Raw genomic sequence first — 20,665 nt, 5'->3', positions numbered from 1 at the left:
GGCTTCCCTGCCCTGCGGTGTCGGATTACTCGAAGAAGACTTCCGGGTTTTCCGACAACGACACGAAGGATTTAGTGTTCTTGTCCAGGGCAAGGATTTTGCCGCTTTCGATGTCATACACCCAGCCGTGCAGGCGAATGGCGTTGTTGCGCAGGCCTACCGCCACCGACGGATGGGTCTTGATGTTGCTCAGCTGAGCAAAGACGTTCTCCTGCACCATCGCATTCACTTTATCGATTGGCTGATCCCAGGTTTTCTTCTCAACCACCGCTTTTGCCGCATCAGAATAGCGCAGCCAGTGGGAAACGGCTGGCATCGGCTCCAGATCGGCGTTGTCAGCAATCGCCTTCATCGCGCCGCAGTTGGAGTGGCCGCAAATAACAATATCGGTCACGCCAAGGGCCACTACCGCGTATTCGATGGTTGCAGAGACACCGCCAGGCTCCGGCCCGAACGGTGGCACAATGTTGCCCGCGTTTCGAATGACAAAGAGCTGTCCTGGCTCCTGCTGCGTGACCAGTTCCGGAACCAGACGGCTGTCGGAGCAGGAGATAAACAGCGCTTTGGGATTCTGACTGGACGCTAAACTACGAAAAAGCTCTTTACGTTGCGGGAAAATCTCTTTTTGAAAGCTGAGAAAACCTTCAATGATATGTTGCATAGCCATTTCTCTTTTATCTGTTTTAGTTTAGGTATGATCGCGATCACACTCGTAAAATTTAACCACCGTGCCTTAGCGGAGACAAGCAATATATTTCTGGCCCGACCGCTGCACAATCTCATCTGCGTTCGCCGGGATGTTTTGCCCTTCAAAGGCCCCGTACAGTCGCTGGTACGTTTTCCCGGTCAGTCGACCGATCACCGCCTCAACGGTGCGGGCAGGCAGCGGCAGCATATTCGGATAACTCCACATAAACGACACGGCGTCCTTACCAGGCGTAACCTGCAAAATATCACCGGCCAGCAGCACGCCGTCGCCTGACTGCCAGTGCAGCACCGTGCCGCCTGCAAAATGCCCGCCCAGACGCAGCAGCGTCACCGACGGCATAATCTCCAGGGCGTCCTCCTCCCAGAAGCGTATCGCCGGACTGTCACGCATCACCCACTGCCGATCGCTGGCGTGCAGATAGATCGGCGCGTTAAACGCGGCGGCCCACTCCTGCATGGTGGTGTAGTAATGTGGGTGCGAAATCGCGATCGCGCTGATGCCCCCGAGCGCGTCAACTAACGCTCTGGTCGCCAGGTCAAGATTGGCGATGCAGTCCCACAGAACATTGCCCTGCGGCGTACTCAGCAGAAGCGCCCGCTGGTTGATGGCAAAAGCGGGAACGGTTTTGATGCTGAACAGCTGCGGCTCCAGCTGTTGCCATTTGTTGGTGTGCGTGGTCGTAAGGCTGTCGAAGTCCGTCCATGCCTGGCCCGTCACCGGGACATACTGGCGCTCATCGTCGCAAATCGGGCAGTTTTTGGGCTGTTCATCGTAAGCGGTACCGCAGGTTTTACAGAGTGTAATCATCGGCTTTCCTCAGCAATAAAGCACTGAGTATGGCAGGGATTATCCATATGTGCTGAGGGGTGCCTGGCCCGCTTTTTTTGACTTATACTGTGCCAGTATCAAAAACTGAATAACGCAGGTGGCACATGGAAATTGATCTCGATAACTTAGTCTTTAACGGGCTGGATGAAGCAGAAGAGCGCAACGCGGAACGTCTCGACGATGCGGATAAAAAAGCCCAGGCGATTGTCGCCGATGACGACTGCGGCGATGCCTGCAAGATCTGAATACAGAGCACCGGCCATGCCGGTGCTTTTTTTATGAATTACTGTCCGGCCCCGTTAATGGCCGCCTGGGCACAGGCTTCATCAAGATGACCGCCCGGCGCACCGCCGATGCCAATCGCCCCAATCACCTCATCGCCCTCTTTTACCGGTAAACCACCCGCCAGCAGCAGGAAGCCGGGAACATCACGCATATTCTGCGCGCCCGCGTTAGTCTGTGCAGCTTCCATTACCTTGCCTGACGCGTTTTTCGTACTCAGCGCGGTATATGCCTTCATTTCGCTGGCTTTTACCGTATGTGGACCAGCGTTATCCGTGCGCTGCACCGCCTTAACTACCCCTGCGCGGTCAACCACGGTCACCGTAACCTGATAGTTCTTTGCCATACAGGCCTTAACAGCAGACGTTGCCAGCGCGTTAGCCTGTGCCAGAGAGAGGCTTTTCTGATTCAGCGCATCCGCCCGTGCAGCCAGGCTTACGCTACCTGCAACCAGCGCTGCCACCATCAATACTTTTTTCATTGCACTTCCTCGAGTGTTGGGAGACAACCCGAGATTACTGAAGCGCGCGTTTACGCGTAATTCGGTTGATTACGCACTTCACCTGGTAGTTATACGGATTGCAATTTGTCATAATCCCGGCTCGCCTGAACCAGGCTGCTGACGCCAAGCTTGGCAAACGCCGCCGCGCGGTGCGCTTCCACGGTCCTCGGGGAGAGGTTAAGACGCGCAGCCGCCTCTTTATTGCTGCATCCTTCCATCAGCACGGTCAACACCTCGTGCTCCCGCGCGGTTAGCTGTTCGAATCGCGCTTTAATCCGCGAGATATCCTGCCAGGCGGCAGATCGCCGCAGGCTCTCTTCGAAAGCCATGCCAACCGTTTCGATAAGCCTGTCGGCATCCAGGGGTTTGGTGAAGAACTCAAACACGCCGTTGCGAAACGCGCGACGGCAGGCGTCGACCGTTCCGTGCCCGGTCATGATAACGACTGGCAGCAGCGGCCAGGGCCATTCACCCTCTTCCAGCCAGGCAAGCCCGCTCTTGCCCGGCATGCGCATATCCAGAAGCAGACAGCCGACAAGCGCCGTTTCGCCGCCGTGCGCCAGCGTAAAGGCATCGACGCTCTCGAATGCCTTAACCTGCCAGCCCATTCCGGAGAGTAAAAACGTCAATGATTCCCTGATGGACTCATCGTCATCAATGAGCCAGACCACCTTATCCATGCTTTGTCTCCTTACCTTCTGCGAGCTGCAACCGGATCTGCGCCCCACCCTGCGGGGCGTTGCCCAGGGCAATCGAGCCGGTCATGCGGGTTATTAGCGTTTCGGTTAACGTCATCCCCAGCCCCGTTCCGCCGGGGCATCCGCTAAAGAAGGGCATAAAAGCGTTTTGCAGGGCCTCCGGGCTAAATCCCGGCCCGCCGTCAGTAAGCGTGACCAGAATGCCCTTCTCGTTTTTCTGGCTGTCGATTCGCACCCAGCCGTGCGTGCTCTCCTGCTGAGCCTGAATCGCATTGCTGAGCAGGTTGTGCAGTATCTGCTCCAGCCAGAGCCTGTCTGCCAGCACGGTCGTGGCGTCCGCTGCAAACGCGTGGATGACCGCGATACGGTTCGATTTGCGCTCGTGCTCCAGCAGGCTCTCAACCTGCTGCCAGCACTGCACCAGATCGGTTTCGCGCAGAGTCACCTTCTCCTGTACCACATGCTCGCGAAAGCGCGTCAGCAGGGCGCTGATGCGTTGCGTTTGCAGCAGCGCGGCCGCAAGCGCCTGCGGCACGGCCTGCGGATTAGCCTCGAGCTGTCGCTGCGCCCCCTGGATCCAGGTTTGCACGGCGGTAAGAGGCTGGTTAATTTCATGGACAATGCCCGCGGTGATCTCCCCCAGCGTGTTAAGCCTGGCATGCTGATAATAGCGGGCGCGCTGCTCGGCCTGCTGCCGCTGTTTGCGCTGCCAGAGCACGCTTCCCACGCCCGCAATCGCTCCCCCCCACGTCAGAAAGAGCAGCAGGTAAGGCAGCAGGGAAACGCTGAACCAGTCAGGCTCTGCCTCGGCTGTAAGAACGAAGGGCTGGGTATGCTGCGGGAAAGCGCGCTGCCAGCGCCAGAAAGCGCCGGAGGATGGCGGACCATCGCCGTTCGTGACGTTAAGATGCAGCTGCGCAAAGCTATGGCGCGCGGGAATCAGCGCGCTTAGATCGACCAGCACGCGTATCTGCCGCCAGGGATTATATAACCAGTACTGCACCCCGCGAAACGGCTCCACACGCGGGGCGTCCAGCGCACGCCCCGCGGTTTTTTCCAGGGCCAGGACAGAAGGAAACTTTTTGCGTAACGCGGTAATATCTTCATCGCCGCTCAGAAGCGGAAGCACCGATTCGTTTTGCGTCAGCACCGCGCCGATCGCCGAATAGCGTGCCGTAAACTCGCGATCGCGCTCCCAGTACTGGCGACGTATCTGTTCCGCATAAAGCAGCATACCGCTTATCAGGCAGACCGCCACCCATGCAGCGATGCTGCGCTTTATCATCTTATTTAAGCTCATAGCGTTAACGGGCGCAGTCATTCAGGCTGTCGACATTACCAGTTAACGCTGTTGAGAACAAAAAAACGCGGGCGTTATCAGATCTCCGGCGTTTTGCTAAACCCGGTCAGCATCAGGATCAGGCTTTGTTGAGATGACCCCGTCTCAAACTGATAGTGGTTTCCCTGACGATCGCCGCCGATATACCACGAAATTTCGGTTTTCCCTTCTGCCAGCGCCTTGCGCACCGCTTTATCCACGTCCACCATCCGGTATTCGCGGGAGTGGTTCAGGTAAAGCACCGCATCTGAGCGATAGTTGCAGCGCGGCCGTGAATGCCAGCTCACGGTGGCCGGATCCCAGTCGTTGCTCGCCGGATAGAAGAAGATTTGATCCGCGCCGTTGGTTTCCACTTTCCCGCCATAAATTCTCACGCGGTATTTAAACTGGGCAGGATCCTGTCCGGCAGGCAGCGGAGGAATGTTGAACTTCACCAGCGACAATGTTTCGCTGTTTTTCATCCTTCCGCCGTTCTTCCAGTTGTCCTGCACCAGTAAGACCTGGGGATCGGGTTGTGAAAGTGCGGGTTCCATGCTGCTGAGCCAGACGTTGGCCTTCGCTTTTGAATAACCATACGGCACGGTGGTGCCGCAATCCATTCCGCGGTTCATGCACAGGTCGGTCATAAAGCGCGCGGCATCTTCCGTCCAGCCGTTCATGAAGTCAGCATGCGCCGTATACAGGCTCCCCCATCGCTCTTCACGTTCACTGCCATGCATGGTGGGGTCGAGGGAAAGCTGGACTTTACTGGTATCCAGAGAGCTAATTGTCGGAAGCACGTACGCAATATTCATGTTCACCGTCGGGATCTTCACCGGGAAGGCGGACGGACACTGTCCTTTCGTATCGTAGGTGGCGTTAGCCAGGCCGTGGGCGGGCTTCAGGTTGACCCCGTCCCAGCAGTTCGGGAACTGAATGCCGATATTAAACTGCACGGCATCCTTCGCCTTGCGTAAACCGCAGACTTCACCCGTTCTGGTGGTGTAGCCCTTGCCGTTGGCGCATAAAAAGGTGATATGTGGATTTGGCGCGGTGCCGTGATGATCGCCCGCCAGCAGCGACAGCCCCGCCGGGAACGGGTGCAGTGGCCAGGCGTCAACGTTCGATGCCTGATAATAGGTTTTTTTGATAGGCGGGTTTGACCACCGTTCCGTCCGGTAATTTTAGCGACGGAGCCCAGTAGGCCGAGCTGTCTGCTTTGTTATCGCAGGTGGTCTTTTCCTGGGTACGCAGCGATTCATGGCTGGAGTAAGCATCCGTTTGCACGTTACCAAAAAAATCGTGCAGCATGGCCTCGTTGGGCATGCCGTACATCATAATGGCATCATCGCCGAGGGTATGGGAATAACTGCATACAACATGCGCCTGTGGACCAGCGTGTGCCGCCTGCATGGCAAGCAATAGCACGGTGGCAGAAAGCGCGGGGGTTAATACTGTCCGTTTCATTATCATCTCCATCTGAGAAAGGAGATAGTGGTAACAAAACGGCTATCGTTTACCGAGGATTAGCCAGGGCATTTTTCCCTTCATTCTCACTTTACACGCATCACGCACAGCTCATTCCAGTACATTTCGCGCGTCCGGCGAAGTTCAGCGTGACGTTTTAACATAGAACCACTCCGGGTCGATGTTGGCTACGTCCACGCCATAGAGGCTGGCGACAGGCAGTATTGACTCAAGAACACGTTGCGCGCTGTTCTTCGCATTCGCTGGTCGGGGCGCAAAAAACCGCCGTAACGTGCTTATCCATTTTTTCATCGTCATTACCCTTCTCGCTTAACCTGGACTCAGTTAAACACGCCTTCATCATGAAGAGGAAATAACAATAATGACTGTTGATATGCGGGATCTGAAAAACTCGCGAGACGCTTCGTCCTAACCGGCCAGCGCTTTAACCACCGTTTCCATCGCTTTGGTGGTCAACTCACTGCGCTTAACGCGCTGGTTCGCCAGCGCGGTACGTAGTACCCCGGCAATCACGATATGCTTGGGCTCCTGCCCTAAGTCACGCATCTCCAGAACGACCTTGCCTACCACCCGACACATCTCCTGGTACAGCGCTTCGTCTTTGGTCACATTGCCCATTGCCATCACTCCGTTGCCCTAAACCGTCAGCTTAAATCATTCGTCGGCTGGATACAAAAAAGAAGCCCGGCGTGTTGTTCGCCGGGCTTCGTCTGGAAAATCAGGCGATTAGTTGTTTACCGGGATGACCGCGCCTTTGTATTTGGTGCGGATCCAGTCCTGAATCTCTTTGGAGTGCAGCACGTTCACCAGCGCGACGATATCCTTCTTCTTCTCATCACCGCGATGAACGGTAATGATGTTGGCGTACGGGTTATTCTCACCGCTTTCAACCGCAATTGGATCGTGGACCGGATCCAGACCGGCATCAATTGCGTAGTTGGCGTTGATCACCACCGCAGCACCTTCGTCGTTGTTGTACATCTGCGGCAGCAGAGATGCCTCGACGTTAGGGGTGAATTGCAGCTTTTTCGGGTTCTCCACAATATCGCTGATGCGCGCGGTCACTTTATCGATGCCTGGCTTCAGCTTGATCACGCCCTCTTTTTCGAAGATGGAGAGAATACGCCCTTCCTCGGAAACCGCATCACGCATGATGATTTTGCCGCCTTCCGGCAGATCCTTCAGCGATTTGTATTTTTTTGAATAGATACCGATCGGCTCAATGTGGATTGCGCCTGCACTGACAAAATCATAATCCTTATCGCCCGCATGGTCTTTAAGCACACTGTTCAGGTAAGGGATGTGCTGGAAATAGTTGGCATCAATGTCATGCCCTGCCAGCGCCGTGTTTGGCAGAATGTAGTCCTGGAACGGTTTAATCTCCAGATCGATCCCCTGCTTTGCCAGAATCGGCTTAGCCTGCTCCAGAATTTCCGCGTGCGGGGTGTTGGACGCCCCCACGGTGAGCGTGTCCGCCCAGGAGGCAAAGCTCAGGGCGCTCAGGGTGGCTGCGGCGATCAGTGTCAGTGTCTTTTTCATGATGTGGTTCCTGTGTGTATTTATTAGCGTTTATCTAACAGTGAAGTAATGGCATCGCCGCAGAACTGGATAATGAACACGATGATCAGAATGGTCACCGTTGCCACCAGCGTGACGTCACCATGGTTGCGCTGGAAACCCTCCAGATAAGCCAGATTTCCCAAACCGCCGGCACCTATCACCCCCGCCATTGCGCTGTAGCTCACCAGCGCAATCAGCGTCACCGTCATACCTGAAACCAGTGCGGGTGAAGATTCCGGCAGTAAAACCCGAAACACTAACGTGCTCAGCCGCGCGCCCATCGAACGCGTGGCTTCAATTACCCCTTTATCCACTTCCCGCAGGGCAATCTCGACCAGACGGGCGTAGAACGGCGCGGCGCCCACAATCAGGGCGGGCAGCGCAGCGTTAGCGCCGAGAATGGTCCCCACAACGGTCTTGGTGAACGGGATCAGCAGAACAATGAGAATGATGAACGGAATCGAGCGGAACACGTTCACCACAATCGACATCACGCTGTAGACCGTGCGGTTGTGGAATAACCCGCCGCGGGCGGTTAAAAACAGCGCCAGACCGAGCGCGATCCCCAGAACAAACGTCGCCACGCCGGAAAGCGCGGTCATGTAGAGCGTCTCCTGGGTTGCAGCCCAAAGTTGATCCCACTTCAGGTGCGGAAAGAGTTCTTCAGCCATGCTTGATTACCTCGCCTTCAATATCGCTTTGCTTCAGGTCGGCGAGGATATTGTTCAGTTGTTCATCCGATGCCACCACGTGCACCCAGAGCTGCCCGAAAACACCGTGGGCGGTTTGCGTCATTTTGCCGTGCAGGATGTTAAACGGCAGGCCGTAGCGCAGGGTCAGTTCACCGACGATCGGCCTGTGCGTGCTGTGCCCGGTGAAGGTGAGCTTGATGACCGCGCCCTCCAGCTCATTTGCCAGTTCGGTATTGAAGGTCTCTTCCTCCGCGTACTGGCTCACCTGGCGGACAAACTGCCGGGTGATCGGCTGCTGAGGATGCGTAAACACGCTGAGTACCTCCCCCTCTTCCACCACCTTGCCGTTCTCCATTACCGCCACGCGGTCACAGATTTTGCGCACCACGTGCATCTCATGCGTAATGAGTACGATGGTCAGGTTAAAACGACGGTTAATGTCCAGGAGCAGATCGAGGATCTGATCGGTGGTCTGCGGATCCAGCGCCGAGGTGGCTTCGTCACACAGCAGTACGTCCGGATGATTGGCCAGCGCGCGGGCAATGCCCACACGCTGTTTTTGCCCGCCGCTCAGCTGCGACGGGTAGGCATTCTCGCGCCCCTTCAGGCCGACCAGCTCCACCAGCTCGGCAACGCGAGCCTGAATTTGCGCTTTTGGCACACCGGCAATTTGCATTGAAAAGGCGATGTTTTCCTTCACCGTGCGCGACCAGAGCAGATTAAAGTGCTGGAACACCATGCTGATTTTCAGGCGTGCCTGACGCAGCGCTTCTCCTTTCGCGGCGGAGATATCCTGACCGTTAATGGTGACGCTGCCGGCGCTGGGCTTTTCCAGACCGTTCAGCAGACGGATAAGCGTACTTTTCCCGGCCCCGCTGTAACCAATGATCCCGTAAATCTGTCCCTGCTCTATCGTCAAGTTGACGTTATCAACGGCTGTCAGCGCCAGCTTCCCGTTGTCAAAAACCTTCGAAATATTACTGAGTACGATCATTCTTATTCGTTATCCGTTACGCATATAGCGGTTTAGCAGTATGGATGTCCAAAAGATAGTAAACAGCCGTTATCAGCTTTTAAATGACCAAAAAAGAATTTCTTATAATGCGGCGGAATAAGCAGCGAACTGGCGGGTGAAAAGCATTTAGATGAATATCTGCAATAATTATCTGCCTTTTGCATATCAGGTCTCATTCATCCGACGAAATTGGTTAATTTTTCAGCACTATGTACTGATATAGCCATCCTCACATCCGGGCACCTTTACGTCTTGCTGTCTTTCAATCCAAAAACATAAGGATTATTCCTTTCTGTTCTAAAACCCAGTGAAACGTTCTTTATTGAGAAAATTTCATGGTCCTATCATCCGGTCATCACCTCTTCACAGGACATGACCATGACGCTTTACCACTCCGTCACCGAACTAATTGGCCATACGCCACTCATCCAGCTGCACAAGCTGGATACCGGCCCCTGCTCGCTGTTTCTGAAGCTGGAAAATCAGAATCCAGGCGGCTCGATTAAAGACCGCGTCGCGCTGTCGATGATTAACGAAGCCGAGCGTATGGGGCAGCTACGGCCCGGCGGCACCATTATTGAAGCCACGGCGGGGAACACCGGCCTGGGGCTGGCGTTGATTGCGGCGCAAAAGGGATACTCGCTGATCCTGGTTGTGCCGGACAAAATGAGCCGCGAGAAGATTTTCCACCTGCGCGCGTTAGGAGCGCAGGTCGTGCTGACCCGTTCAGATGTGAATAAAGGGCATCCGGCCTACTACCAGGATTATGCCCGGCGGCTGGCGAACGAACTGCCAGGCGCGTTTTATATCGACCAGTTCAATAACGCGGCCAATCCGCTGGCGCACCGCACCACTACCGCACCGGAACTGTTTGAACAGCTTGACGGCCATATCGATGCCATCGTCGTCGGCGTGGGGTCCGGCGGTACGCTGGGTGGCTTACAGGCGTGGTTTGCAGAACATTCGCCGCAGACGGAATTTGTGCTTGCCGATCCGGCCGGGTCGGTGCTGGCGGACCAGGTTGAGACCGGACGCCATCACGATGCCGGATCGTGGCTGGTTGAAGGGATTGGCGAAGACTTTATCCCTCCGCTGGCGCACATCGAAGGGGTTAACCGCGCCTGGCGCATTACCGATCGCGAGGCGTTCACCACCGCCCGCGATCTGCTAAAAACGGAAGGGATCCTGGCAGGCTCCTCCACCGGCACGCTGCTGGCGGCGGCGCTGAAATATTGCCAGGCGCAGACTACGCCAAAACGTGTGGTCACCTTCGCCTGCGACAGCGGCAATAAATACCTCTCGAAGATGTTCAACGACGACTGGATGCGCCAGCAGGGGTTGATTTCGCGTCCGCAGGCAGGTGATCTCTCGGACTATATTGCCCTGCGCCACGATGAAGGCGCGACGGTGACTGCCGCCCCGGACGACACGCTTTCCACCGTGCTGGCCCGCATGCGCCTGTACGACATCTCCCAGCTGCCGGTGCTCGATAACAACAAGGTCGTCGGCATCATCGACGAGTGGGACCTGCTGCGACACATTGAGGGAGATGCCGATCGCTTCTCTCTCCCCGTGACGGCGGCCATGACGCGTCAGGTCGAATATCTGGATAAGCAGGCCCCGGAGAGCGCCCTGTACACCATCTTTGACCGTGGCCTGGTGGCGATTATTTATGACGAAGACCGCTTTCTGGGTCTGATCACACGCAGTGACGTACTCACCACCTGGCGTAACCGCCTGACGAAATAAAAGGAGCAAAAGATGAAAAACCTGGCCACCCTCAGCGTTCACAGCGGTGAGTATCACGACACGCACGGCGCCGTGATGCCGCCAATTTACGCCACGTCGACGTTTGCGCAACCGGCACCGGGTGAACATACCGGCTACGAATACTCCCGGAGCGGCAACCCAACCCGCCATGCGCTGGAGACCGCCATCTCCGAACTGGAAGGCGGCACGCGCGGGTACGCCTTCGCGTCAGGGCTGGCGGCCATTTCCACCGTGCTCGAACTGCTGGATAAAGACAGCCATATCGTTGCCATTGACGACGTGTATGGCGGTACGTATCGCCTGATCGAAAACGTGCGCAAGCGCAGCACCGGGTTACAGGTGAGCTGGGTTAAGCCGGACGATGTAGCCGGACTTGAGGCCGCCATTCGCCCGGACACCCGCATGATCTGGGTGGAAACGCCGACGAACCCGCTGCTGAAACTGGCCGACCTGGAGGCCATCGCAGACATTGCCCGGCGCCATAATGCGATCAGCGTGGCGGATAATACCTTCGCCTCCCCGGTCATTCACCGGCCGCTGGAGGCGGGGTTCGACATTGTGGTTCACTCCGCCACCAAATATCTCAACGGTCATTCAGACGTGGTTGCCGGGCTGGCTGTTGTCGGGGCAAATAAGGATCTCACGGAGCGTCTGGGCTATCTGCAAAACGCGGTTGGCGGCGTTCTGGATCCGTTCAGCAGCTTCCTGACGCTACGGGGGATTCGCACCCTCTCCCTGCGCGTTGAGAAGCACAGTGCCAACGCGCTGGAGATTGCGCAATGGCTGGAGCAGCATCCGCAGATAGAGAGCGTGCTCTATCCCGGGCTGGAGTCACACCCCCAGTATGCGCTTGCCCGCAGACAAATGGCTTTGCCGGGAGGCATGATCTCTGTCGTGATAAAAGGCGATGCGCAACGCGCGACAGAGGTGATTCGTCATCTTGCGCTCTTTACCCTGGCGGAAAGCCTGGGCGGGGTGGAGAGTCTGGTGAGCCAGCCCTACAGCATGACCCACGCCTCCATTCCACTGGCGCAGCGTCTTGCAAACGGCATTGTGCCGCAGCTGATACGCCTGTCGGTGGGGATTGAGGATGCGAAGGATCTGATCGCCGACCTTCAACAGGCGCTGGAAAAGTGAGCAAAAAACGGCGGGCGTTGCGCCTGCCGTCATAAGATGACATTAGGCCTTAACGCCTTGATAACAAACTTATGTGAATCTGCACAGAATGTTTTTGAAACGCTGTTTCCATTTTCCTTTTTACTGTGAATCAGCGTATAATGCGCGCCAAATCCCTGGTGAATGGTTTCAGCGCTTGGAATACAAAAAACAACGTACAACTTCTCCTCTCCTTCGTTGGGCTGGCACTCAGGCACACTTTCTTCTGCACGCTCATTTGATGTCACCTATTCTTAGTGCGTGTCATATACTCTTTCGCAACACAGGTTTGACTCCGCGGCGGTGCGCCCCCGGAGCGAGATTTCCATATCCTTCCCAACTTAAAGACTAAGACTGTCATGAAAAAGACGAAAATTGTTTGTACTATCGGCCCGAAAACCGAATCCGAAGAGATGCTGAGCAAAATGCTGGATGCCGGCATGAACGTGATGCGTCTGAACTTCTCCCACGGCGACTATGCTGAACACGGTCAGCGTATTCAGAACTTGCGCAACGTGATGAGCAAGACCGGGAAAAAAGCGGCAATTCTGCTCGACACCAAAGGTCCTGAAATCCGCACCATCAAACTGGAAGGCGGTAACGACGTTTCCCTGAAAGCGGGCCAGACCTTCACCTTCACCACCGACAAATCCGTTGTAGGTAATAACGAAATCGTTGCCGTGACCTACGAAGGCTTCACCAGCGATCTGTCCGTTGGCAACACCGTGCTGGTAGATGACGGCCTGATCGGCATGGAAGTTACGGCGATCGAAGGTAACAAGGTTATCTGTAAAGTGCTGAACAACGGCGATCTGGGCGAAAACAAAGGCGTTAACCTGCCGGGTGTGTCCATTGCTCTGCCAGCGCTGGCTGAAAAAGACAAACAAGACCTGATCTTCGGCTGCGAACAAGGCGTGGACTTCGTTGCTGCCTCCTTTATCCGTAAACGTTCTGACGTGGTTGAGATCCGTGAGCACCTGAAAGCGCACGGCGGCGAGAACATTCAGATCATCTCCAAGATCGAAAACCAGGAAGGCCTGAACAACTTCGACGAAATCCTCGAAGCTTCTGACGGTATCATGGTAGCGCGTGGCGACCTGGGCGTTGAAATCCCGGTTGAAGAAGTGATCTTCGCGCAGAAGATGATGATCGAGAAATGTGTTCGCGCGCGTAAAGTGGTTATCACCGCAACGCAGATGCTGGACTCCATGATCAAAAACCCACGCCCTACCCGCGCTGAAGCAGGCGACGTAGCAAACGCCATCCTCGACGGTACCGATGCCGTTATGCTGTCTGGCGAATCTGCAAAAGGGAAATACCCTCTGGAAGCGGTCGGCATCATGGCGACCATCTGTGAGCGTACCGACCGCGTGATGAAAAGCCGTCTGGATTACAACAACGACAGCCGTAAACTGCGCATCACCGAAGCCGTGTGCCGTGGTGCGGTAGAAACCGCTGAGAAACTGGAAGCCCCACTGATTGTCGTGGCGACCCAGGGCGGTAAATCTGCGCGTGCCGTCCGTAAATACTTCCCGGATGCGACCATTCTGGCGCTGACCACCAACGAAACTACCGCGCGTCAGCTGGTGCTGAGCAAAGGTGTGATCCCACACCTGGTGAAAGAGATTGCCTCTACCGATGATTTCTATCGTCTGGGTAAAGAAGTGGCTCTGGAACTGGTTGATTGTGGCCTGGCTCAGAAAGGCGACGTGGTGGTTATGGTTTCTGGTGCACTGGTACCAAGCGGTACAACCAACACTGCATCTGTCCACGTACTGTAATATTTCACGAACAAATTATTGTTTTGTTAAAAAGCGTCCTTCGGGGCGCTTTTTTTATTCCCGCCATTAACCAGAACTATTCAAAAAGCAAATCGGGTTTTTCTATTTAATCGCGATTTATCTAAGATGAATCCGATGAAAAATGCCTTTTTTAACATAGCTTTTTCGTCAAAATTGCCGATTTCGTTGCTTCTTTGAGCGAACGATCAAAAATAGGCGTAATCCCATCAAAAAAATATTCTCAACCCAAAAAACTTTGTGTAATACTTGTAACGCTACATGGAGATTAACTCAATCTAGAGGGTATTAATAATGAATCGTACTAAACTGGTACTGGGCGCGGTAATCCTGGGTTCTACTCTGCTGGCAGGTTGCTCCAGCAACGCTAAAATCGATCAGCTGTCTTCTGATGTTCAGACTCTGAACGCTAAAGTTGACCAGCTGAGCAACGACGTGAACGCAATGCGTTCCGACGTTCAGGCTGCTAAAGACGACGCAGCTCGCGCTAACCAGCGTCTGGACAACCAGGCTACTAAATACCGTAAGTAATAGTACCTGTTAATAAAATGGCGCACATTGTGCGCCATTTTTTTTGCCTTCGTCAAACCTCTACTGAAGCGCTTTCTCTCCCTCGCCTTCCGTCACCGCCGCTGAGACACGACTGTTCTGAACCGACAGGACAGAATTGCTGGCTGACGAACCATTGCCTGCTGAAACGGCAACCGGGATCCCGGCTCTGCGCGCCAGAGCTTTGTCGATTAGCGTTTTATCGCTACCTGATTCCGCTGCGAAGGCAGTAAACGCCGCCGAGTGCGTGAACGGCACCGTCTGTGGGTTTTCGCCCTCAGCCTGCGCCAGCGGCCTGTGCACCTCGATATAACGTTTGCCGTCCGGCTCGACGGAGAACTTAACCGGCTCATTGATAATCTGCACCCGCGTGCCGACGCGCACTTGTTCAAACAACGCTTTGATATCCGGCGCGTTCATTCGCATACAGCCCGAGCTGACCCGCAGCCCTACGCTGTCCGGCGCGCTGGTGCCATGAATAAGATATTCCCCATTCCCGATGCCCAGACGCAGCGCAAAGCGCCCCAGCGGGTTATTTGGCCCTGCGGGTACCACAGGCGGCAGTTTAATGCCCTGCGCCAGTGAGCGCGCTCTGATGCCCGCTGTGGGGGTCCAGGTAGGGTTAGGGATTTTCTGACTCACACGGGTGGTGCTTACCGGTGTTTCCAGCCCAAGCTGACCAATACCCAGCGGATAGACCTGCACGATATTTTCGCCAGGCGGATAGAAGTAAAGACGCAGCTCCGCCAGATTCACCACAATGCCCTCACGCTCGGTGTCCGGGAGCAGCATCTGGGAAGGAATGGTAATGACCGTTCCTGGCGCAGGGTTTACAGGTGCAATGGTATTATTGGTTTCAAGGATAAGCTGTGCGGCGGTATTAAACCGACGAGCGATAGCCTGGAGCTTATTGTCGCCTTCCTGAATGGTGTATGTCTGATTTTGCCCAATCAGGCGGCTGCCTGCGGACGGTAAAGGATAATCAACCGCCCTGGCTGAATTAACAGCACTGAGCGAACCAAGGAGTAATAGAGTTATTAGAGACGCGCGCTTCATGCTGAGATTCCTTATTCACTGACCAAACGTCAGAAAGCTGAAAAACCAGCGAGGTGGAAACCACCCCGCGAAACAGAATGAATGCTGTTCTGTCAGTTTAGCTAAGGATTGCGGCTTTGGCGCGTATGGCGCGGATCATCGCTTCCAGTCCCTGGGAGCGGGACGGGGTGAGGTGTTGGGTTAAGGCCATTTTTTCAAACCACGGGCGAACGTCAAAGGCGACAATATCCTGCGCCGACATCTGGTGATAAAGAATAAATACGACGGCAATAAGCCCCTTCACAATGGCCGCATCGCTGTCACCCTGTAAATCGATTACGCCATCATCCGTCTGCTGCATCTGGATCCAGACCTGGCTCTGGCAGCCCTGAATGATGTTGTCCGGGTTATGCGCCTCTTCGCTGAGCGGCGGCAGGCGCTGACCTAGCTCGATAATATAAAGGTATTTCTCTTCCCAGTTTGCGCAACGCCCAAAGTTACGCAGCAATTTATCTCTGTCCGGCAAATCTGCCATCTCTCGCCTCTCCGTTAGCCAAGCAGCTGGTGAATACGTTTTAGTCCCGCCACCAGTCTGTCGACCTCTTCCGTTGTGTTGTACATCACCAGCGATGCGCGGCACATGGCCGGTACCTGATAATACGCCATCAGTGGCATCGCGCAGTGATGCCCGGTACGTACGGCGACGCCGTAATTATCCAGGAAACTGCCCACATCATAAGCGTGATGCTTGCCGAGGTTGAAGGCTATCACACCCAGACGGTCAGCAGGGCCATATAAGGTCAGATCCGGGACGCCGGCAAGCTCCTGCAAGGCATATTGCATCAGCAGCTGTTCGTACTCCTGAATCGCCGCCAGCCCCGTTTCAGAGACGTAGCTAATGGCCGCGCCCAGCCCGATGATCCCGCCCGTGTTTGGCGTGCCCGCCTCGAAGCGCCAGGGCGCCCGGGCGTAGGTTGTGCCTTCCGTCAGGCTGACGGTGGCAATCATTGACCCGCCCCCTTCCCACGGCGGCATGGCCTGGAGAATATCCTCCTTCACATACAACACGCCGATGCCCGTCGGACCATACAGCTTGTGCCCGGAGAAGACGTAGAAATCGCAGTCCAGGGTCTGAACGTCAACCGCATGGTGCATCACCGCCTGGGCACCATCAATCAACACTTTCGCACCGGCCTGATGGGCTTTGTCGACGATCAGCGCCACCGGATTTTCCGTCCCCAGCACGTTTGAAACGTGGGTCACCGCTACCAGCCGCGTTCTGTCGTCAAGCAGGGCGTCCAGCTGTTCAAGCTGAAGCGTACCGTCTTCGTTTAGCGGGATCACCCGCAGTTGCGCCCCCACACGCTCACAGAGCATCTGCCAGGGCACGATGTTAGCGTGGTGCTCCATCTGGGTGATGATGATGTTATCCCCCGCGTGCACCTGCGCATTGCCCCAGCTGTTAGCCACCAGGTTGATCCCTTCGGTGGTGCCACGCACGAACACCAGCTCTTCCGGCGAACGCGCGTTGAGAAACGCCGCAACCTGCGTGCGCACGTTTTCCATGCGCTGGGTCGCCTCGGCGCTCAGAGTGTGGATCCCGCGATGGACCGCAGCATAACCGTGGCGGTAAAACTCGGCTTCCGCATCCACCACCTGATTCGGTTTTTGCGCGCTGGCCGCACTGTCGAGATAGGCCAGCGGCAGACCGTTCACTTCACGGGTCAGTACCGGAAAATCTGCCCGGACTTTCTCTACGGGAAATGTCATGCTTCGCCTCCAGGCAGCCGCTGACCGATACGGGCCAGCACCTGCTGTTTAAGTCCGCCATCGGGCAGCGCTTCCGTCAGCTCAGCCGCAAAGGCGTAAATAATCATCTTTTGCGCGGCCTGCTGGTCTATCCCGCGAGAGCGCAGGTAGAACATCTGCTCATCGTCAATACGCCCGACCGTTGCGCCGTGGCTGCATTTCACGTCGTCCGCATAAATTTCCAGCTGTGGTTTGGTGTCCACCTCTGCCAGACGTCCCAGCAAAAGGTTGTTGTTGGTCATCTGCCCGTCAGTTTTGATGGCGTGCTGCGCCACATTGATCAGGCCGTTAAACACCGCACGTCCTTTGTCGCTGACGATGGTTTTGTGCAGCTGACGGCTGTTGCAGTAGCCTTTGTTATGCTCAAGCCAGGTGCGCGTGTCGCACACTTCTGACTTCACCGGCATCGCCAGGCTGTTAATACGCAGCGTAGTGTTCTCACCGTTCAGCTGGGTGCTGGTATTGTGGCGCAGCACCGCGCCGCCAAGCAGGAAGCTGTGGCTGTAAGCCGCGGCATCCTGGCCCAGCAGAATATCGTTGTGGGCGAAGTGGTGACTGAGCGGATTCTCAAACGCCAGCTTGATATGGTGCAGCTGGGCGTTGGCCGCCACGTTCATCGTCAGACGCGAGCCGGTAAAATGGCGGGTGTCGTTCAGACTAACGTAATGTTCAATTACCGTCGCTTCTGCCCCTTCTGCCAGCTCGAGATGGTGGCGATAGTGGGCGGTGTTGATCTCGCCGCCCTCAACACCCTGGGTGATATGCATCAGCAGCAGCGGTTTCGCCGGGCGCTGGTTACGCTTAACGTGAATATGGGTGACAGACTTAGACAGGCTCTCTGTGAGGTGCAGAAAGACGTCAGGCTGGACCGGAGCACTCAACGACTGGCGCTCGTCGTTAATGGCGATATCGAACCCGCTCTCCTGTACGCTGTCGCTGAGTTCCTCACGAAACTGCCCGTCTACAAACACCAGACGCACGGCATCCACGCTCAGCGCCAGCACATCGCGCTGGCCGGGGCTAACCTGCGCCAGACGGGTGACAAACTCGCCGTTCAGCAGGCCGTCCAGCGGGGTATATTTCCAGTTCTCATGCTTACGCGTCGGTAAACCGAGACGCAGCATCTGCTGGAGATGGTGCTGAGCCTGTTCAGAGCGCGCTCCACCCTGGGCTTCAAACAGTCGGTGCCACTGCTGGAGTGCATTACTGCTGTTCGGTAAGCCAGCCATAACCCTGCTCCTCCAGTTGTTTAACCAGCGTAAAGTCACCGGATTTCACAATGCGCCCCTGATAAAGCACGTGGACATAGTCCGGTTTGATGTAGTCCAGAATACGCTGGTAGTGAGTCACGATAATAAATGAGCGGTTACCGTCACGCAGAGAGTTTACGCCGTCGGCAACGATCTTCAGGGCATCAATATCCAGCCCTGAATCGGTTTCATCGAGAATGCACAGCTCCGGCTCAAGAACCGCCATTTGCAGAATATCGTTACGTTTTTTCTCACCGCCAGAAAAACCCACGTTCACCGAGCGGGTGAGCAGATCTTCGGGCATTTTCAGCAGCTTGATTTTCTCTTCCATCAGATCCTGGAAGTCAAAGCGATCCAGCGCCTCAAGTCCGCGATACTTGCGCACCGCGTTCAGCGCGGTTTGCAGGAAGAACTGGTTGCTGACGCCCGGGATTTCCACCGGATACTGGAAGGCCATAAAGATGCCCTCACCGGCACGCTCTTCAGGCGACATCTCCAGCAGATCCTTGCCGTTAAACTCAACGGAGCCGCTGGTGACCTCATAATCTTCGCGTCCTGCCAGCGTCGCTGAAAGCGTACTTTTCCCGGAGCCGTTTGGCCCCATGATGGCGTGAACTTCACCCGGTTTGACGTCAAAATTGAGCCCACGAAGGATCTCTTTCTCTTCCACGCTAACCTGTAAATCTTTAATGCTTAACATGTGCTTTCCTTAACCGACGCTGTGTTCAAGACTAATGGCGAGGAGTTTCTGGGCTTCAACGGCAAATTCCAGCGGCAGTTCAGAGAACACGTCCTTACAGAAGCCGTTAACAATCATTGAAATCGCATCTTCTTCACTGATCCCGCGTTGCAGGCAGTAGAACAGCTGATCTTCACCAATACGTGACGTAGTCGCCTCATGCTCGAGCTGGGCGCTGTTATTGCGGCATTCGACATAGGGGAAGGTATGCGCCCCGCAGTCCGCACCAATCAACATGGAGTCGCACTGGGTAAAGTTACGTGCGTTGGTGGCTGTCGGCATGATTTTCACCAGCCCGCGATAGCTGTTCTGGCTGTGACCGGCAGAGATCCCTTTGGAGATGATGGTCGATTTGGTGTTTTTACCGATGTGGATCATCTTGGTGCCGGTATCGGCCTGCTGATGACCGCTGGTCAGCGCCACGGAGTAAAACTCACCGATGGAGTTGTCGCCGCGCAGAATACAGCTCGGGTATTTCCAGGTAATGGCAGAGCCGGTTTCTGACTGCGTCCAGGACATCTTACTGTTTTCACCTTCGCACAGCGCACGCTTGGTGACGAAGTTCAGAATACCACCGGTGTTGCCATCGCCCGGGAACCAGTTCTGTACCGTAGAGTATTTCACTTCCGCGTCTTTATGGATGATCACCTCTACCACCGCCGCGTGCAGCTGGTAGCTGTCGCGCACCGGCGCCGAACAGCCTTCGATATAGCTGACGTAGCTGCCTTCATCGGCCACCAGGATGGTGCGTTCAAACTGGCCGGTTTTTTCCGCGTTGATGCGGAAATAGGTCGAGAGCTCCATCGGGCAGCGCACACCTTTAGGCACGTAGATAAAGGTGCCGTCTGACGCCACCGCCGCATTCAGTGCCGCGAAGAAGTTATCGTTACTGGGTACCACGGTGCCAATGTACTTTTTCACCAGCTCCGGGTGATCGTGAATGGCTTCCCCAAAGGAGCAGAAAATTATCCCCTGCTCCGCCAGCTTTTCACGGTAGGTGGTTGCCACCGAGACGGAGTCAAAAATGGCGTCCACCGCCACCTCTTTACCTTCGCGCACGGGCACGCCGAGCTGATTGAAGGCCTCTTCCACCTCTTTACTCAGGAAGCTGTTCTCGGCACCGGTTTGCTGTACCGCGCCGGGCTGCGAGGCACAGGTATCATCGCAGCTGCCGCATGAGGGCGCGGAGTAGTAGCTGTAATCCTGATAGTTCAGCTTATCGTAATGCGCTTTCAGCCAGTGAGGTTCTTCCATCTCCAGCCACGCGCGGAATGCGCTCAGACGAAACTCCAGCATCCACTCCGGCTCGTTACGTTTGGCCGAAATGGCGCGTACGACCTCTTCATTGATGCCTTTCGCCAGCTCATCGGTTTGCAGCTGCGTGAAGAAACCCTCTTTATAGTTGAGGTGTCCGCCGCTCCAGGTGTTTACATCACTCGTTGCTTCAGTATTACGAGACATAGTACC

Annotated in this window: 22 protein-coding genes and 1 pseudogene; 6 read left to right on the top strand and 17 right to left on the bottom strand. The window is 55.6% G+C overall.

Annotated elements, in window-relative coordinates; genetic code table 11:
- Window positions 1-25: 25 nt before the first annotated feature.
- Together ACOTXC_RS11375 and ACOTXC_RS11370 are read right to left on the bottom strand one after the other, a co-directional pair.
- The gene (locus ACOTXC_RS11375) at window positions 26-661 is read right to left on the bottom strand and encodes a carbonic anhydrase (RefSeq protein ID WP_022647889.1); all 636 of its coding nucleotides are present in this window, start codon (window positions 659-661) and stop codon (window positions 26-28) included.
- 72 nt (window positions 662-733) lie between these two features.
- Window positions 734-1,516, bottom strand: coding sequence for an MBL fold metallo-hydrolase (locus ACOTXC_RS11370; protein WP_023305998.1), 783 nt, complete (start codon window positions 1,514-1,516; stop codon window positions 734-736).
- A gap of 125 nt (window positions 1,517-1,641) precedes the next feature.
- On the opposite strand from ACOTXC_RS11370, the gene ACOTXC_RS11365 reads away from it, so the two are divergent.
- Window positions 1,642-1,782, top strand: a complete 141-nt coding sequence (locus ACOTXC_RS11365) for a hypothetical protein (RefSeq protein ID WP_003857665.1) — start codon at window positions 1,642-1,644, stop codon at window positions 1,780-1,782.
- Window positions 1,783-1,820: 38 nt separating this feature from the next.
- On the opposite strand, the gene ACOTXC_RS11360 is transcribed toward ACOTXC_RS11365, so the two are convergent.
- The 9 genes and pseudogenes from ACOTXC_RS11360 to ACOTXC_RS11320 all read right to left on the bottom strand — a co-directional run bounded on the left by ACOTXC_RS11360 (window position 1,821) and on the right by ACOTXC_RS11320 (window position 9,071).
- Window positions 1,821-2,300 (bottom strand): GlcG/HbpS family heme-binding protein, encoded by a 480-nt coding sequence (locus ACOTXC_RS11360; RefSeq protein WP_022647887.1) that lies wholly within the window; start codon window positions 2,298-2,300, stop codon window positions 1,821-1,823.
- An 89-nt stretch (window positions 2,301-2,389) separates the two neighbouring features.
- Window positions 2,390-3,001: a response regulator transcription factor gene (locus ACOTXC_RS11355; protein ID WP_022647886.1), complete on the bottom strand. Its 612-nt coding sequence runs from the start codon at window positions 2,999-3,001 to the stop codon at window positions 2,390-2,392.
- On the bottom strand, window positions 2,994-4,304 hold the full coding sequence (locus ACOTXC_RS11350; protein WP_421767657.1) for a sensor histidine kinase: 1,311 nt from the start codon (window positions 4,302-4,304) through the stop codon (window positions 2,994-2,996). Before ACOTXC_RS11350 ends, ACOTXC_RS11355 begins: the two co-directional genes overlap by 8 nt.
- Window positions 4,305-4,396: 92 nt before the next feature.
- Window positions 4,397-5,804 (bottom strand): annotated as a pseudogene (locus tag ACOTXC_RS11345) (DUF1996 domain-containing protein).
- A gap of 144 nt (window positions 5,805-5,948) precedes the next feature.
- The gene (locus tag ACOTXC_RS11340; RefSeq protein WP_421767656.1) at window positions 5,949-6,116 is read right to left on the bottom strand and encodes a hypothetical protein; all 168 of its coding nucleotides are present in this window, start codon (window positions 6,114-6,116) and stop codon (window positions 5,949-5,951) included.
- A gap of 117 nt (window positions 6,117-6,233) precedes the next feature.
- The gene (gene fumD, locus ACOTXC_RS11335) at window positions 6,234-6,443 is read right to left on the bottom strand and encodes a fumarate hydratase FumD (RefSeq protein ID WP_003857676.1); all 210 of its coding nucleotides are present in this window, start codon (window positions 6,441-6,443) and stop codon (window positions 6,234-6,236) included.
- Between the two features lie 108 nt (window positions 6,444-6,551).
- Window positions 6,552-7,364 (bottom strand): MetQ/NlpA family ABC transporter substrate-binding protein, encoded by an 813-nt coding sequence (locus ACOTXC_RS11330; RefSeq protein WP_003857677.1) that lies wholly within the window; start codon window positions 7,362-7,364, stop codon window positions 6,552-6,554.
- A 23-nt stretch (window positions 7,365-7,387) separates the two neighbouring features.
- A complete protein-coding gene (locus ACOTXC_RS11325; protein ID WP_017384621.1) occupies window positions 7,388-8,056 on the bottom strand; it encodes a methionine ABC transporter permease in 669 nt (222 codons plus the stop codon).
- Window positions 8,049-9,071, bottom strand: coding sequence for a methionine ABC transporter ATP-binding protein (locus tag ACOTXC_RS11320; protein ID WP_023299939.1), 1,023 nt, complete (start codon window positions 9,069-9,071; stop codon window positions 8,049-8,051). The genes ACOTXC_RS11325 and ACOTXC_RS11320 overlap by 8 nt, the downstream gene beginning before the upstream one ends.
- 399 nt (window positions 9,072-9,470) lie before the next feature.
- On the opposite strand from ACOTXC_RS11320, the gene ACOTXC_RS11315 reads away from it, so the two are divergent.
- The 5 genes from ACOTXC_RS11315 (at window position 9,471) to lpp (ending at window position 14,347) form a co-directional block, all read left to right on the top strand.
- Window positions 9,471-10,841, top strand: a complete 1,371-nt coding sequence (locus tag ACOTXC_RS11315) for a pyridoxal-phosphate dependent enzyme (RefSeq protein ID WP_199159693.1) — start codon at window positions 9,471-9,473, stop codon at window positions 10,839-10,841.
- A gap of 12 nt (window positions 10,842-10,853) precedes the next feature.
- Window positions 10,854-11,999 carry a trans-sulfuration enzyme family protein gene (locus ACOTXC_RS11310; protein ID WP_199159692.1) on the top strand — a complete coding sequence of 382 codons (1,146 nt, stop codon included), beginning with the start codon at window positions 10,854-10,856 and terminating at the stop codon, window positions 11,997-11,999.
- Between the two features lie 88 nt (window positions 12,000-12,087).
- Entirely contained in the window at window positions 12,088-12,369 is a 282-nt protein-coding gene (locus ACOTXC_RS11305) for a hypothetical protein (protein WP_418517247.1), read from the top strand.
- A 7-nt stretch (window positions 12,370-12,376) separates the two neighbouring features.
- Window positions 12,377-13,798: a pyruvate kinase PykF gene (gene pykF, locus ACOTXC_RS11300; RefSeq protein WP_015570703.1), complete on the top strand. Its 1,422-nt coding sequence runs from the start codon at window positions 12,377-12,379 to the stop codon at window positions 13,796-13,798.
- 312 nt (window positions 13,799-14,110) lie between these two features.
- On the top strand, window positions 14,111-14,347 hold the full coding sequence (gene lpp, locus ACOTXC_RS11295) for a murein lipoprotein Lpp (protein ID WP_001082307.1): 237 nt from the start codon (window positions 14,111-14,113) through the stop codon (window positions 14,345-14,347).
- 60 nt (window positions 14,348-14,407) lie between these two features.
- On the opposite strand, the gene ldtE is transcribed toward lpp, so the two are convergent.
- The 6 genes from ldtE to sufB all read right to left on the bottom strand — a co-directional run bounded on the left by ldtE (window position 14,408) and on the right by sufB (window position 20,659).
- The gene (gene ldtE, locus ACOTXC_RS11290; RefSeq protein ID WP_063842008.1) at window positions 14,408-15,421 is read right to left on the bottom strand and encodes a L,D-transpeptidase LdtE; all 1,014 of its coding nucleotides are present in this window, start codon (window positions 15,419-15,421) and stop codon (window positions 14,408-14,410) included.
- A 97-nt stretch (window positions 15,422-15,518) separates the two neighbouring features.
- Window positions 15,519-15,935, bottom strand: a complete 417-nt coding sequence (gene sufE, locus ACOTXC_RS11285; RefSeq protein WP_003857730.1) for a cysteine desulfuration protein SufE — start codon at window positions 15,933-15,935, stop codon at window positions 15,519-15,521.
- Window positions 15,936-15,949: 14 nt separating this feature from the next.
- A complete protein-coding gene (gene sufS, locus ACOTXC_RS11280; protein WP_038415917.1) occupies window positions 15,950-17,170 on the bottom strand; it encodes a cysteine desulfurase SufS in 1,221 nt (406 codons plus the stop codon).
- A complete protein-coding gene (gene sufD / locus ACOTXC_RS11275; protein WP_022647875.1) occupies window positions 17,167-18,438 on the bottom strand; it encodes a Fe-S cluster assembly protein SufD in 1,272 nt (423 codons plus the stop codon). Before sufD ends, sufS begins: the two co-directional genes overlap by 4 nt.
- On the bottom strand, window positions 18,413-19,159 hold the full coding sequence (gene sufC, locus ACOTXC_RS11270) for a Fe-S cluster assembly ATPase SufC (protein ID WP_022647874.1): 747 nt from the start codon (window positions 19,157-19,159) through the stop codon (window positions 18,413-18,415). Before sufC ends, sufD begins: the two co-directional genes overlap by 26 nt.
- 9 nt (window positions 19,160-19,168) lie before the next feature.
- The gene (gene sufB, locus ACOTXC_RS11265) at window positions 19,169-20,659 is read right to left on the bottom strand and encodes a Fe-S cluster assembly protein SufB (protein ID WP_003857739.1); all 1,491 of its coding nucleotides are present in this window, start codon (window positions 20,657-20,659) and stop codon (window positions 19,169-19,171) included.
- Window positions 20,660-20,665 lie beyond the last annotated feature (6 nt).

This window comes from Enterobacter cloacae complex sp. IR5428 (genome assembly GCF_049238585.1).
Classification (GTDB): Bacteria; Pseudomonadota; Gammaproteobacteria; order Enterobacterales; family Enterobacteriaceae; genus Enterobacter; species Enterobacter intestinihominis.
The sequence above is the reverse complement of the archived record's forward strand: the minus strand, read 5'-3'. Positions and strand labels throughout refer to the sequence as shown.